The sequence below is a fragment of the Micromonospora sp. CA-259024 genome (genome assembly GCF_050936255.1).
Lineage (GTDB): Bacteria > Actinomycetota > Actinomycetes > Mycobacteriales > Micromonosporaceae > Micromonospora.
In genome coordinates, this window is record NZ_JBNJND010000001.1 from 1,701,822 (window position 1) to 1,713,690 (window position 11,869).

Consider the following 11,869-nt stretch of genomic DNA (forward strand, 5'->3'; position numbering starts at 1 on the left):
GTCAGGCGTTCAGCCCGACCTCGGCCAGATAGACGCAGGTCCGTCCCTCGTGCGAGGAGTAGTAGCTGACCCACAGCAGGTCGTCGTGCCAGACCAGGCCGGGATAGCTGGTGTCGCCGCCGGAGGGCAGCGCGACCAGTTCGGTCAGCTCGCCCCGCTCCGGGTCGACGGCACAGACCGCGGTACGCACCTCGCCGTCGAGCAGGCGTACCCCCGCCAGCAACCGCCCGTCCGGCAGCCGGAGCAGCGTCGGCCCGCCCACCTGCACACCCAGGTCGGTCCAGTTCCACTCCCGGTACGGCGGTCGGGCCCATCCGAGCTGCGCGGTGGCGCTGCCCTGGTCGCTGCCCTCGTCCCGGCGCAGCAGGCAGCGCGCGGTGCCGTCCGGGTCGAAGACCAGCCCCGACTCGTTGGGGTAGCCGCCCTCGAACAGCGTCGGCACCCACGGCTGGAGGTCGATGCCGTCGGCGCTGCGGTAGAGCCGGGCGAATCGCGGATCCCGCGTGGCGTAGCCGACGCCGTACATCGCGCCGTCGTGCCAGGCCGCCCGCCACACCCAGACGCCCGGTTCACCGACGGGCACCGGATCGCCCCAGGCGTGCCCGTCGGTGGAGAGCCAGGTCACCGTCTGGAAGGTCTTGGTGGTCTCCCCGGTGGCGGCCGCCGCCAGCAGTTGCAGCCGCCCGTCGGGCCGCCGGACGAAGCGCGGGTCACGCAGGTCGGTGCCGGCCTGGCGGACGACCGTCGCCGACGTCCACGTTCGCCCGTCGGTCGAGGTCAGCACCCGGATCACACCGTCGTCGGAGAGGTGGGTCCGCGCCTCGCGGAAGGCGCAGAACCAGCTCCCGGCATACCGGACGAGGTCGGTGAACGCGCTGTGCGGCGCGCTGTCGCCGATCCGGTGGACGGCGGTGACCTCGGCGGTGCCGGGGCGGGTGGGTGACGACGTCATGCGCGGCGACGCTAGCCGCCCCGGCCGACGCGCGCACGGCCATCAGGCGAACGCGCGACGAACAGCCCGCCGAACGCGCTCGGCGCTGTCGGATTGACGTCGCCCGCGCGGTGGGGCCGGCGCGCTGGGGTGGGGCGTTGGCGCCGGCCGGTCAGGATGGCTGCGGGGCCCGGGTGCGTCGGTGGGGAGGTGAGTTCTGTGCTCAGCTCGTTTCTCCAGTCCCTGGCGGCCAAGCTGGTCGAGGAGATCCTCAAGCGGCTGGTCGAGTGGCTGGCGCCGAAGGCGTTGCGGTCGGTGCCGCACCGCGCCTCGCCGAACTGCCCGCGCTGCGGCGGGTACGGCGTCCGCCGGTGGGCCCCCGGCGGCATGTGGGTGGTGTTCGTGCTGTCCCTGCTGGCCTGCGGGTGGGGCTTCGGGGGCATCCTGCTCGGCGTGCCGGTGGCCGTGTTGACAGTGGTCGGTGCGGTGCTGTCGGACGGCGCCGGCGCGGTGCTGCCCGCCCTGCTCGCGCTGCTGGTTCTGCCGGTCTCCGCCACCGTGATGATCGTGGGCGCGTTGGGGCTGGCCTGGTATCACAGTTACCCGCCGAAGTGGTGCGCCCGCTGCCAGGGCCGCTGGCCGCGCCGCGACCGTGACGAGTACCTACGGGCGGCCCGGGCGGTGTTCACCTGCGGCTGTGGCCAACGGCTTCGCGTCCCGCGTGCCGCCACCGGAGCACGGCTGCGGTGCCCGCGCTGCCGCACCGAACACGTCACCCCGGCGCCGGCCCGCCAACGCACGTGAAACATGCCCTAGGCGTCGCTTGGCTCCTGCAGGGCGCGGTGGGCGGCGGCGAGCCGCTTGGGCGCGCGGGCGTACCACCCCTCGGTGATCACCTCGGTCAGCTCGGACACGCCGATCCGCTCGAGCCGGACCAGCACCGCCGGGTAGCCCTCGAAGTGCGGGGTGGTGAAGTAGACCGACGGGTCGTCGGCGAGCAGGGCCTGCTTGACGCCGAGGTCGAGCACCTGGACGCCGAGGATCGGCCCGTCGGGCGCGGCGGCACCGAGGGCGGCGAGGTCGGCCTGGCGCAGCGGACGTTCCCAGACGAATGCCTTGTCCCGCACCCGCCAGGCGGGTAGTCCGTCGTAAGAGGCCCGCTCGGTGGTCTCGGGCAGTGCGAGCGCGATCCGGCGGACGTCCTCCCAACTGGCCATGTGCACACCGTACGGGGGTCCGGCGGGCCACGGTGTGCTCGGCAGAGCAAAGGAGACGCGACAGCCCAGTGGTGGTCGGGCCACCCGGGTCGGGTCGGGCCGGCTCCGGCGGTCGGTCCGGAGTCGTCGAGCGCGACCCAGACCGGGATGTAGACGGCCACGCTAGCGTTGGCCACCATGTTCAGCGCCGAGATGAACACCGGCATGCCCAGCATCGGCGGATAGGAGCGACATGGCCCCGCACCCGGAGGTGGCGGCGTACCGGGCGGCCCACGCCGAGGCCGGCACCCCACCGTTGTACGCGCCGACCCTGGCCGAGGCGCGTGCCGCGCACCTGGCCGCGATCCGCGCCGGCACCGCCGCGATCGAGCCGGCGGCCGAGGTACGCGACAAGCGGCACCCCAGCCCCGCCGGTGAGCTGCCGCTGCGGGTGTACCGGCCGGCCGGCCCGGACCCGTCCGGGCTGCTGATGGCGCTGGTGGTGGCCGCCGAGTTGCACCCGCTCTGCGCCGAGGGGCCTGACGAACCGGCTGTCACCCGGGCGGTACGCGGTGGTTGAGCCGACGCTGACCGACCGGCCGACCGCGTCGCCGGTGGTGTCGCTCGCCGACTACGCCGAGCGGGCCCGGGCCGTGCTGCCGCCGGAGGTCTGGGACTACGTCGCCGGTGGCAGCGCGGAGGAGGTGACCCTCGCGGCCAACCGATCCGCACTGGACCGGGTGGCGGTGCTGCCCCGGATGCTGCGCGGCGTGGACCGCGTCGACCTCGGCACCCGGCTGCTCGGCCGCCCGTACGCCATGCCGGTCGGGGTGGCGCCGATGGCCTACCAACGGCTGGTGCACCCGGGCGGGGAGCTGGCGCTGGCGGCGGCCGCCGGGGCGGCCGGGGTGCCCTTCCTGGCGAGCACGCTGGGCAGCACACCGATCGAGCAGGTCACCGGCGTGGGCGCCGAAGTCTGGTTCCAGCTCTACTGGCTGCGCGAGCGCGCCCTCGTCCGCGATCTGCTGGCGCGGGTCGTCGCGGCGGGCTGCCGGGCGTTGGTCGTCACAGTGGACGTCCCGGTGCTCGGCCGACGCCCCCGGGACCTGCGCAACGCGTTCCGGCTGCCCGCCGACGTGGTCGCCGCGAACCTGCCCGGCGGCCGGGACTCCCTGGCGCACAGCGGTGCCCCCGGCGTGTCCGCGATCGGCGCACACACCGATACGTCGTTCGCGCCGGCGCTGCGCTGGACGGACCTGGCCTGGCTCCGCGAGCACGTCGACCTTCCGCTGGTGGTCAAGGGGGTGCTGGACCCCCGCGACGCGGTCGAGGCGGTACGGATCGGCGCGGACGCGGTGGTCGTGTCCAACCACGGCGGGCGCCAGCTCGACGGGGCTCCGGCCAGCGTCACCATGCTCCCGGAGGTCGTCGACGCGGTCGGTGACCGGTGCCAGGTGCTGATGGACAGCGGCATCCGTGGTGGCACCGACGTGCTGCGGGCGCTCGCGCTGGGTGCCGTCGGGGTGCTGGTCGGCCGACCGCTGCTCTGGGCGCTGGCCCTCGGCGGTGAACGTGGCGCGCGGGACGCGTTGGACCTGCTCGCGGCCGAACTGCGCGACGCTCTCACCCTGGCCGGCTGTCCCGACCCACGGGCGGCCGGCGAGCTGCGTACTCGCACGGCGGGCTGAGCGGTGACCGGCACCCAACCGGCTCGCGGCGCTGATCACCGACGAGTTGGCCCGCCGGGCACCCGGCTCGGTGGGTTGACACACCGCGTTCATCGAATGGCAATGAGCGACGACCCGCGTGCCGCCGTCCTGGTTGGACGGTCATAATAATCCGCATGGTTGCCTGGGAGTACGCCCTGCTCGTCCGCCGCTATCAGGGACAGGGCCGCAATTTCCATGTCTCGTTCGTCTGGTACGCGCCGGACGGGTCACGCAAGGACATCACGGCCTTCGGCGACACCGCCATCGCGCACCTCAACCGCGCCGGCCGGGAGGGGTGGGAGCTCGTCTCCGCCGTGGAGGACGTGAACAACGTCCAAGGCAGCACCGAGGTCCACCGCTACCACCTCAAGCGCCCCATGCCCTAACGCCGCCTCGCCCACGCCGCCCCCACCCCGCCCGCGTCGATCATGAAGTTGTGGTGGTGGACGAAAGTCGCCTACCCGCCCGTGTCGGGCACCACAACTCCATGATCGACGCGAATGGTCGGTCAGCTCAGGTCGATGGCCGGGTAGAGGGGGTGCGGGGCCAGCAGGTCCGTCGCCTGGCGGGCGATCTTGTCGGCCAGGTCCGGGTCGAGGGTGTACTTCGCCTTCGACGGGGTGCCGTCGGCGTTGGCGCCGGCGGTGGTCTGGGCCAGCACGGTGTGGATCAGCTCCGCGGTCTGGTCCATCTCGGCGATGCCGAGGCCCCGGGTGGTCAGCGCCGGAGTACCGATCCGGATGCCGGACGTGTACCAGGCCCCGTTCGGGTCCTGCGGAACCGAGTTGCGGTTGGTGACGATGCCGGAATCCAGCAGTGCCTGCTCGGCCTGCCGGCCGGTGAGCCCGTAGCCGGACACGTCGATCAGCACCAGGTGGTTGTCGGTGCCGCCGGTGACCAGCTTCGCGCCCCGGCGCAGCAACCCTTCGGCGAGGGCCTGCGCGTTGTCCACGATCCGCTGGGCGTAGTCGGCGAAGTCGGGGCGACGGGCCTCCGCGAGGGCGACGGCCTTGGCGGCCATCACGTGCGGCAGCGGACCACCGAGGACCATCGGGCAGCCCCGGTCCACCTGGTCGGCCAGCTCCGGCTGGCAGAGCACCATGCCGCCGCGCGGGCCACGCAGCGACTTGTGGGTGGTGGTGGTGACGATGTGCGCGTGCGGCACCGGGTCGAAGTCGCCGGTGAACACCTTGCCCGCCACCAGGCCGGCGAAGTGCGCCATGTCGACCATGAAGGTGGCGCCGACCGAGTCGGCGATCTCCCGCAGGATCCGGAAGTTCACCTTCCGGGGGTACGCCGAGTAGCCGCCGACCAGGATCAGCGGCTTGAACTCGCGGGCCGCCTCGGCCACCCGGTCGTAGTCGATCAGACCGGTCGCCGGGTCGGTGCCGTAGCTGCGCTGGTCGAACATCTTGCCGGAGATGTTCGGCCGGAAGCCGTGGGTGAGGTGGCCGCCGGCGTCCAGCGACATGCCGAGCATCCGCTGGTTGCCCAGCTCGCGGCGCAGCGCGAACCAGTCGGCTTCGGTGAGGTCGTTGACCTGGCGGACCTGCGCCTTCTTCAGCGCGGGGGACTCCACCCGGTCGGCCAGCACCGCCCAGAACGCGACCAGGTTGGCGTCGATGCCCGAGTGCGGCTGCACGTACGCGTGCGCGGCGCCGAACAACTCCCGGGCGTGCTCGGCGGCGAGCGCCTCGACGGTGTCGACGTTCTGGCACCCGGCGTAGAAGCGGCGCCCGACGGTGCCCTCGGCGTACTTGTCACTGAACCAGTTGCCCATGGCCAGGAGCGTCGCCGGGGAGGCGTAGTTCTCGCTGGCGATGAGCTTGAGCGACTCCCGCTGGTCGGTCAGCTCGGCGCCGATGGCGTCGGCCACCCGCGGCTCGACAGCCCGGATCACCTCAAGGGCACTCCGGAATGCGGTGGACTCGGCGTTGCGCGACATGCGACCTCCTACGGACGTGCGGAAGGCCCAGGCGCTCGGCAAACGTCCTCGTGACGGGGCCGCTCCCCGATGGTTCTCCATCCCCACGCGCCAGTAACGGCCCGGGCTGATCCTACCGGGCCGGCCGGGGTCGTCCCGGGCGACCTCCGCTCGCCACACGCCAAAGGGTTGGGCGATCGACGGCGGGGCACGCGCCGAGGGGCCCGGCATCGCGCCGAGCCCCTCGGTGTACGCGGCTGAGTCAGGCGGTCGTCGCGTCCATCGCCTTCTTGATCGCCTTCGGCGCGGTGGGGGTACGCGGGGCATCCGCCCGCAGCGCGATCATCTTCTCGCCGATCTCCTGGAGTTGCTTACGACCCAGCGCGTCGCGGACCTTGGGGAACCACTCCTGCTCCTCCTCCTCGACGTGGTGGGTGACGTTCTCGATCAGCACCGTGGTCTTGGCGTTGAAGCGTTCGTCGTCGGCGTCCATGCTCGCCAGCTCGGCGCAGAGCACGTCGGCGACGTGGTGCTCCTCGTACGACTCGAGGATGTCGTCCTCGAGGTCGGGCAGCAGCCGGCGGACCTCCGGGTACATCACCTCGTTCTCGAGGTAGGTGTGCACGGTGAGGGCCTCGAGGATCTGGTCCACCAGCTTCTGCCGCTGGCCCGCCGGGCCCTCCTCGGCATCCTGGAAGGCCTTGAACAGGCGGCGCATCTCCTTGTGGTCCTCTTTGAGCAGGACGATGGCATCGGTGGACACTGGCATGACCTCCCTGGATCTCGTCTGGTGCCGTCCTCGGTACCCAGGTGGTCAAATGCGGAAACAGTGGGCATCAGCTGGTCACCATGGACAGCGTTCCGGGGATCTCGTCGAGCAACTCCCGGGCGAGGAAGCCGATCCGGCCGTACCGGGGGATCAGCCGCTGGCCGCTCACCGCGTGCGCGAACGAGCCCCAGCAGGCGGCCTGCGCCGGGTCGGCGCCCCGGGACAGCAGCCCCGCCAGCAGCCCGGCGAGCACGTCCCCGCTGCCGGAGGTGCCCAGCCCGGCGTCGCCGCTCTCCTCCCGCCAACCCCGCCCGTCCGGGGCGGCCACGTGCCCGTAGAGCGAGACGACCGCCCCGTACCGGGCGGCCAACTCGACCGCCTCGGCGTCCAGGTCGTCGCCCGGGTCCCGGCCGAGCAGGTGCCCGGCCTCGGTGACGTTGGGGGTGAGCACCACGGGCCGGCCCGAGCCGACCAGCAGGCCCGGCGCGTGGCTCAGCGCGCCGAGGGCGTAGGCGTCGAGCACCAGTGCGGTGTCGGGGCGGGCCGCGTCCAGGACCAGTTCGAGCAGGCGGTTGGTCTCGTCGATCGCTTTCAGTCCCGGGCCGAGGGCAACCACGTCGGCCTGAGCGACCAGTTCGCCGAGCTGGCCGTCCCGGTCGGCGGCGACCGCGCCGTCGGAGGTCTCCGGCAGCCCGACCACCAGCGCCTCGGGTACCTCGATGCTCAGCGTGGCGGCGGTGGACTCGGCGGCGGCGAGTTGGAGCACACCGGCGCCGGCGCGCAGCGCGGCCACCCCGGCGAGCAGCACCGCACCGGGGGTGAAGCGGGAGCCGCCGACCACCAGCACGGTGCCGCGACTCTCCTTGCCGCCGGCGGGCACCGGCAGCGCCCAGTCCCGCAGCAGACCCGGTGTGATCACCTTCACCTCAGACCGGCTCGGCATGGATCTCGTCCTCCCTGGTCGGCTGGGCGCCCTGCCGGTGCAGGTGGCCGACCTCGTTGAACCCGCCCGGGGTCAGCCGTTCCTGTGCGTCGGCGGACCAGTGGGTGATGGAGCAGTTGGCGATCACGTGCTCGCGGGTCAGCGCCATCAGGTCCGCCTCGGTCAGCCCCTCCACCAGGTAGCGCAGCAGGAAGACCAGCGCGTCGTGGCCGAAGAGCAGTACACGTTGGCCCTCGTGGTCCCGGCGCAGGTCGGCGAGGAGCGTCCGCAGCCGCAACGCCACGTCGGTCCAGGACTCCCCGCCCGGCGGCCGGTAGTAGAACTTGCCCAGCCGTGTCCGGCGCTCGGCCTCGTCCGGGTACCGCCGGCGCACCCCGTGCCCGGTCAGGCCGTCGAGGATGCCCAGTTCCCGGTCGCGCAGCCGCTCGTCCCGGCTCACCGGCACCCCGGTGCCGTGCAGCGCCAACTCGGCGGTGGAGACCGCCCGCAGGTACGGCGAGACCACCGCCACGTCCGGCCGGCGGTCCGGGGGCAGCCCGGCCAACCATCGGCCGGTGGCCCGGGCCTGGTCCTCGCCCGTGGGGGAGAGCGGCACGTCGGCGTCACGGTGACTGAGCCCGATCAGCTCCGCGCCGGACGCCTCAGCGTGGGTCGCCGCCACGTTCGCGGTGCTCTCACCGTGTCGGATGATCCAGAGCGTCGCCAGTTCCGCCATGCCGACCCCCTACCCGGGCGCCGACGGCGGTAACCGCGCCCGGTTCAGCCGCGCCGTTGCAGCAGGGCCACGGTGAGCCCGGTCGGGTGGGTCACCCGAACCACGTCGTAGCGCTCGGCGAGCACGGCGGACTGCTTCTTCGGCAGCCCGGTCAGCGGTGTGTCGGTGACCGTCGGCAGCAGCAGCCAGATGCGCGGCTCGTCCCGCAGGCAGCTCGCCGGGTCGGCGCACGCCGAGGCGAACAGCTCGTTGCGCTGGGCCGCCGACCGCTGCTGGAAGACGCTGCGTGGCGAGACGTCCGCCGGGAGGTAGTAGCGCACCCCGGGCTCGTGCATCCACCACCAGGGGCCGCCCGCGACGAGCCCGTCGCCGGGCTGGTAATCCGCCTCGATGATCCGCGCCGCCTGGGAGTAGGACAGCGGCGCGAACGCCCGCGCCTGCGGATAGGTGTACCAGCCGTGCGAGTACTCCCCGCGCAGCGCGAGCTGACCGGGCACGGACAGGGCGGCGACCACCACGAGCGCCGCTGCCACCAGCGGGGCGCGGCGCAGCGCGGCGATCCCCGCGCCGGCGAGCACCGCCCAGGCCGGCAGCAGGAACAGCAGGTACTTGGAGAAGAAGTAGTTGATGTCGCCGGTGGCGGCGAGCAGGATCACCGGCACCGGCAGCACGGCGACCAGCGTCGCGCTCGCCGTCCGGGCCGCGGCGTCGCGGCGCAGGTGGGTCAGCAGACCCACCGCGGCCAGTGCGGTCACCGCGGCGGCGATCAGCGGGGAGCCGTACACCTGCTCCCAGACCGTCCAGGGGGCGCTGTCCGGGATCCAGCTGATCTGCCGCCCCGCCTGCTTCATACCGCGCAGGATCACCGGCGCGGCGATCGCCGCCCCACCGGCGGTGGCCAGCGCGAACCAGGCCACCGACCACCAGCGGCGCTCCCGCCAGCAGTGGATCAGAACGGCCACCCCGTGCCCGAGCAGCAGGGTCAGCGCCACCACGTTCACCAGGCCGATGCCGGCCACGGCGAGCGCGTACGCCACCCAGCGCAGCAACCCCGGCCGCTCCAACGCGCGGAGCAGGAACAGGGTGGCCGCGGCCGCGCCGAGAACGACGAACGCGTACGAACGGGTCTCCTGTCCGAACCGGGTGACCGTGGGCACCAGGGCGAAGACGAAGCCGGCGGCGACACCCGTCGTACCGTCGAAGAGCCGTCGGCCGGCGAGCGCCACGCACGCGGTGGCCAGGGCCATGGCCAGCACCGACGGCAGCCGCACCGCGGCGGGCCCGGTGCCGACCAGCGTCGTCCAGGCGTGCATGAACAGGTAGTACGCCCCGTGTACGGCGTCGACGTTCGCCAGCATGCCCAGGATCTGCCGGGTCGAGCGGGTCGCCACGTCGATGGTGACCAACTCGTCGTGCCACATCTCCGGGCTGCCGAGCCGCCAGCCGACCGCGAGGGCGGCGAACGCCGTCGGCCAGAACCAGACGCTGAGCGCCAGCCGGCGGACGAGGGGTGGCCGCCGACGGTCCGGCCCGGCGGTGGGCGGGGGCGGCCCCGCGTCGGTCTGCGCGGGCTGCGCGTCGGTGGCGACGGCGCGGTCTGACATTGGCGTCCGATCCGGGGGGCGGGCGGTACAGGCGCGACGATGATAGCGCTCGCCGGGGTCGCCGTCGGGGCGGTCGAGGTGGCCACCCGGCCGGTTCGGCGGTACCCGATCACGGGGGTGGGACCTGATAATGTGGCCGCGCCTGTCCGCCACGCACAGTTAGGCCTGCCGACCCGATGATTGTCGACATCATGCTGCCGTACTACGGAAGTGTGCCCCTCATGCAGGCGGCGGTGCGCAGCGTGATGGCACAGAGTGACCCTGGTTGGCGGCTGACGGTGGTCGACGACGGCACCGAGCCGGGGGTGCCGGAGTGGTTCGCCGGCATCGACGACGAGCGGGTGCGCTACCAGCGCAACGAGCGCAACCTCGGGGTCACCGGCAACTACCGCAAGTGCGTCGGCCTCGCCGAACACGAGTACCTGGTGATGATGGGCACGGACGACATCATGCACCCCAACTACATCGCCACCGTGCGATCGGTGATCGAGCAGTACCCGGGTGTCTGCATGGTCCAGCCGGGCGTCGAGGTCATCGACGCCGACGGCACGGTCGTCAACACCATGGTCGACGAGGCCAAGCGCCGCCTCTACGCCCCCCGGGTCGACTCCCGCGAGCTGATGGGCGGTGAGGATCTGGCGGCCAGCCTGCTGCGCGGCTGCTGGTTCTACTTCCCGTCGATCTGCTGGCGGACCGACGCGCTGAAGGCCGTCGACTTCCGCGACGAGTTCCAGGTCATCCAGGATCTTGCCCTGGTGATCGACCTGATCGAGCGGGGCGAGCAGATGGCGGTCGACAACACCCTCTGCTTCCAGTACCGGCGGCACGCGGTCAGCAAGTCCGCCGCCGACGCGGTCAACGGCTCCCGGTTCACCGAGGCGCGGGCGTTCTTCGTCGATGTCGCCCGGCGGATGGACGAGCAGGGGTGGCCCCGGGCGGCCCGGGCGGCCCGCCGCTACACCTCGTCCCGGCTGCACGCCATCACCCTGCTGCCGTCGGCGGTCCTCTCGGGCAAGATGGCCGGTGTGCGCAGCCTGTCCCGGCACGCCTTCGGGCCGGGCCGATGAGCGACGACAGCCAGGGGAACGCGATGACCGTGAATCCACGACGCCCCGCCGAGGACGCCGGGCGGCACCTGCGGGTGGCGGTGCTCGGCGGCACGGGCTTCCTCGGCCGCCCGATCTGCCGCGCGCTGGCCGACCAGGGTCACGCCGTGGTCGCCGTCGCGCGCAACCCGCGCGACATCGGCCCGGGTGTCGTGGTCCGCGCACTGGACCTGGCCGCCGCCGACGTCGACGAGATCACCGCGGTGCTGCGCGATCTCGACCCGGACGTGGTGATCAACGCGGCGGGCGGGATGTGGGGGCTGACCGACGCGCAGATGCTCGCGGTCAACGTCACCCTGGTCGAGCGGCTGATCGAGGCCGCGGGCCGGCTGCCCCGGCGGGTCCGGGTGATCCAGTTGGGCAGCGTGCACGAGTACGGGTTGGTCCCCGTCGACACCTCCATGCCTGAGCGGCTCACCCCCGCGCCGGTGATGGCGTACGGCGAGTTCAAGCTGCGCTGCACCACGGCGGTGGCCGAGGCGGACCGGCAGGGCCTCATCGAGGGCGTCACGCTGCGCGTCGGCAACGTCATCGGCGCCGGTCAGCCCGGGCACAGCCTGCTCGGGGTGGTCGCGGGTCGGCTGCGCGACGCCCAGCGGGCCGGTGAGCGGGCCCGGCTGGAACTGGCTCCGCTGGGTTCCCGGCGCGACTTCGTCGGGCTCAGCGACGTGGTCGCCGCCGTGCTGTTGGCCGCGACCCGCCCCGACGCGGCCGGCCGAGTGATCAACATTGGTCGGGGGGTGGCTGCCAGTGCGCGTGATATGGTCCAGCTCCTCATCGACGTGAGTGAGGTGCCGACCGATCTGGTCGAGGCCGAGCACACCGGCCCGGCCGAGACCAGCTGGCAGCGGCTCGACGTCGGGCTGGCCGCCGAGGTGCTCGGCTGGTCGCCGAGCGATGATCTGCACACCGAGATGAAGCAGTTGTGGGAGCGCGCCGGCGCCGAGGTGCCCGCCTGATGGTCGAGAGGTT

General features: G+C 72.9%; 12 protein-coding genes, 1 pseudogene and 1 riboswitch. Of the genes and pseudogenes, 6 read left to right on the top strand and 7 right to left on the bottom strand.

The genetic code is table 11. The features are described from left to right. Window position 1: 1 nt before the first annotated feature. Window positions 2-952 carry a sialidase family protein gene (locus ACQEUX_RS07075; protein ID WP_433042989.1) on the bottom strand — a complete coding sequence of 317 codons (951 nt, stop codon included), beginning with the start codon at window positions 950-952 and terminating at the stop codon, window positions 2-4. Window positions 953-1,150: 198 nt separating this feature from the next. On the opposite strand from ACQEUX_RS07075, the gene ACQEUX_RS07080 reads away from it, so the two are divergent. Further along, a complete protein-coding gene (locus ACQEUX_RS07080; RefSeq protein WP_433042992.1) occupies window positions 1,151-1,735 on the top strand; it encodes a hypothetical protein in 585 nt (194 codons plus the stop codon). 8 nt (window positions 1,736-1,743) lie between these two features. Here the strand turns inward: ACQEUX_RS07080 and ACQEUX_RS07085 are convergent, their stop codons facing one another. Continuing rightward, window positions 1,744-2,148 (bottom strand): MmcQ/YjbR family DNA-binding protein, encoded by a 405-nt coding sequence (locus ACQEUX_RS07085; protein ID WP_433042995.1) that lies wholly within the window; start codon window positions 2,146-2,148, stop codon window positions 1,744-1,746. Between the two features lie 232 nt (window positions 2,149-2,380). Here ACQEUX_RS07085 and ACQEUX_RS07090 point away from each other — a divergent pair. The 3 genes and pseudogenes from ACQEUX_RS07090 to ACQEUX_RS07100 form a co-directional block, all read left to right on the top strand. Continuing rightward, window positions 2,381-2,620: pseudogene (locus tag ACQEUX_RS07090) on the top strand (alpha/beta hydrolase); the annotation flags it as partial. A 79-nt stretch (window positions 2,621-2,699) separates the two neighbouring features. After that, a complete protein-coding gene (locus ACQEUX_RS07095; protein ID WP_433042998.1) occupies window positions 2,700-3,815 on the top strand; it encodes an alpha-hydroxy acid oxidase in 1,116 nt (371 codons plus the stop codon). Window positions 3,816-3,970: 155 nt separating this feature from the next. Further along, on the top strand, window positions 3,971-4,222 hold the full coding sequence (locus ACQEUX_RS07100) for a hypothetical protein (RefSeq protein ID WP_433043001.1): 252 nt from the start codon (window positions 3,971-3,973) through the stop codon (window positions 4,220-4,222). 122 nt (window positions 4,223-4,344) lie between these two features. Here ACQEUX_RS07100 and ACQEUX_RS07105 read toward each other — a convergent pair whose 3' ends face one another. The 5 genes from ACQEUX_RS07105 to ACQEUX_RS07125 form a co-directional block, all read right to left on the bottom strand. After that, the gene (locus tag ACQEUX_RS07105) at window positions 4,345-5,781 is read right to left on the bottom strand and encodes a glycine hydroxymethyltransferase (protein WP_433043004.1); all 1,437 of its coding nucleotides are present in this window, start codon (window positions 5,779-5,781) and stop codon (window positions 4,345-4,347) included. An 18-nt stretch (window positions 5,782-5,799) separates the two neighbouring features. Further along, window positions 5,800-5,889: riboswitch (ZMP/ZTP riboswitch) on the bottom strand. Between the two features lie 133 nt (window positions 5,890-6,022). Beyond that, window positions 6,023-6,523, bottom strand: coding sequence for a hemerythrin domain-containing protein (locus ACQEUX_RS07110; RefSeq protein WP_433043007.1), 501 nt, complete (start codon window positions 6,521-6,523; stop codon window positions 6,023-6,025). Window positions 6,524-6,596: 73 nt separating this feature from the next. Beyond that, the gene (locus ACQEUX_RS07115; RefSeq protein ID WP_433043010.1) at window positions 6,597-7,472 is read right to left on the bottom strand and encodes an NAD(P)H-hydrate dehydratase; all 876 of its coding nucleotides are present in this window, start codon (window positions 7,470-7,472) and stop codon (window positions 6,597-6,599) included. Then, window positions 7,456-8,187 (bottom strand): histidine phosphatase family protein, encoded by a 732-nt coding sequence (locus ACQEUX_RS07120; RefSeq protein WP_433043013.1) that lies wholly within the window; start codon window positions 8,185-8,187, stop codon window positions 7,456-7,458. Before ACQEUX_RS07120 ends, ACQEUX_RS07115 begins: the two co-directional genes overlap by 17 nt. Window positions 8,188-8,231: 44 nt before the next feature. Then, on the bottom strand, window positions 8,232-9,791 hold the full coding sequence (locus ACQEUX_RS07125; RefSeq protein ID WP_433043016.1) for a glycosyltransferase family 39 protein: 1,560 nt from the start codon (window positions 9,789-9,791) through the stop codon (window positions 8,232-8,234). A 176-nt stretch (window positions 9,792-9,967) separates the two neighbouring features. Between ACQEUX_RS07125 and ACQEUX_RS07130 the strand changes: the two genes are divergently transcribed. Together ACQEUX_RS07130 and ACQEUX_RS07135 are read left to right on the top strand one after the other, a co-directional pair. Beyond that, window positions 9,968-10,858, top strand: a complete 891-nt coding sequence (locus tag ACQEUX_RS07130; protein WP_433043019.1) for a glycosyltransferase family 2 protein — start codon at window positions 9,968-9,970, stop codon at window positions 10,856-10,858. A gap of 23 nt (window positions 10,859-10,881) precedes the next feature. Next, window positions 10,882-11,856, top strand: coding sequence for an NAD-dependent epimerase/dehydratase family protein (locus ACQEUX_RS07135; RefSeq protein WP_433043022.1), 975 nt, complete (start codon window positions 10,882-10,884; stop codon window positions 11,854-11,856). Window positions 11,857-11,869 lie beyond the last annotated feature (13 nt).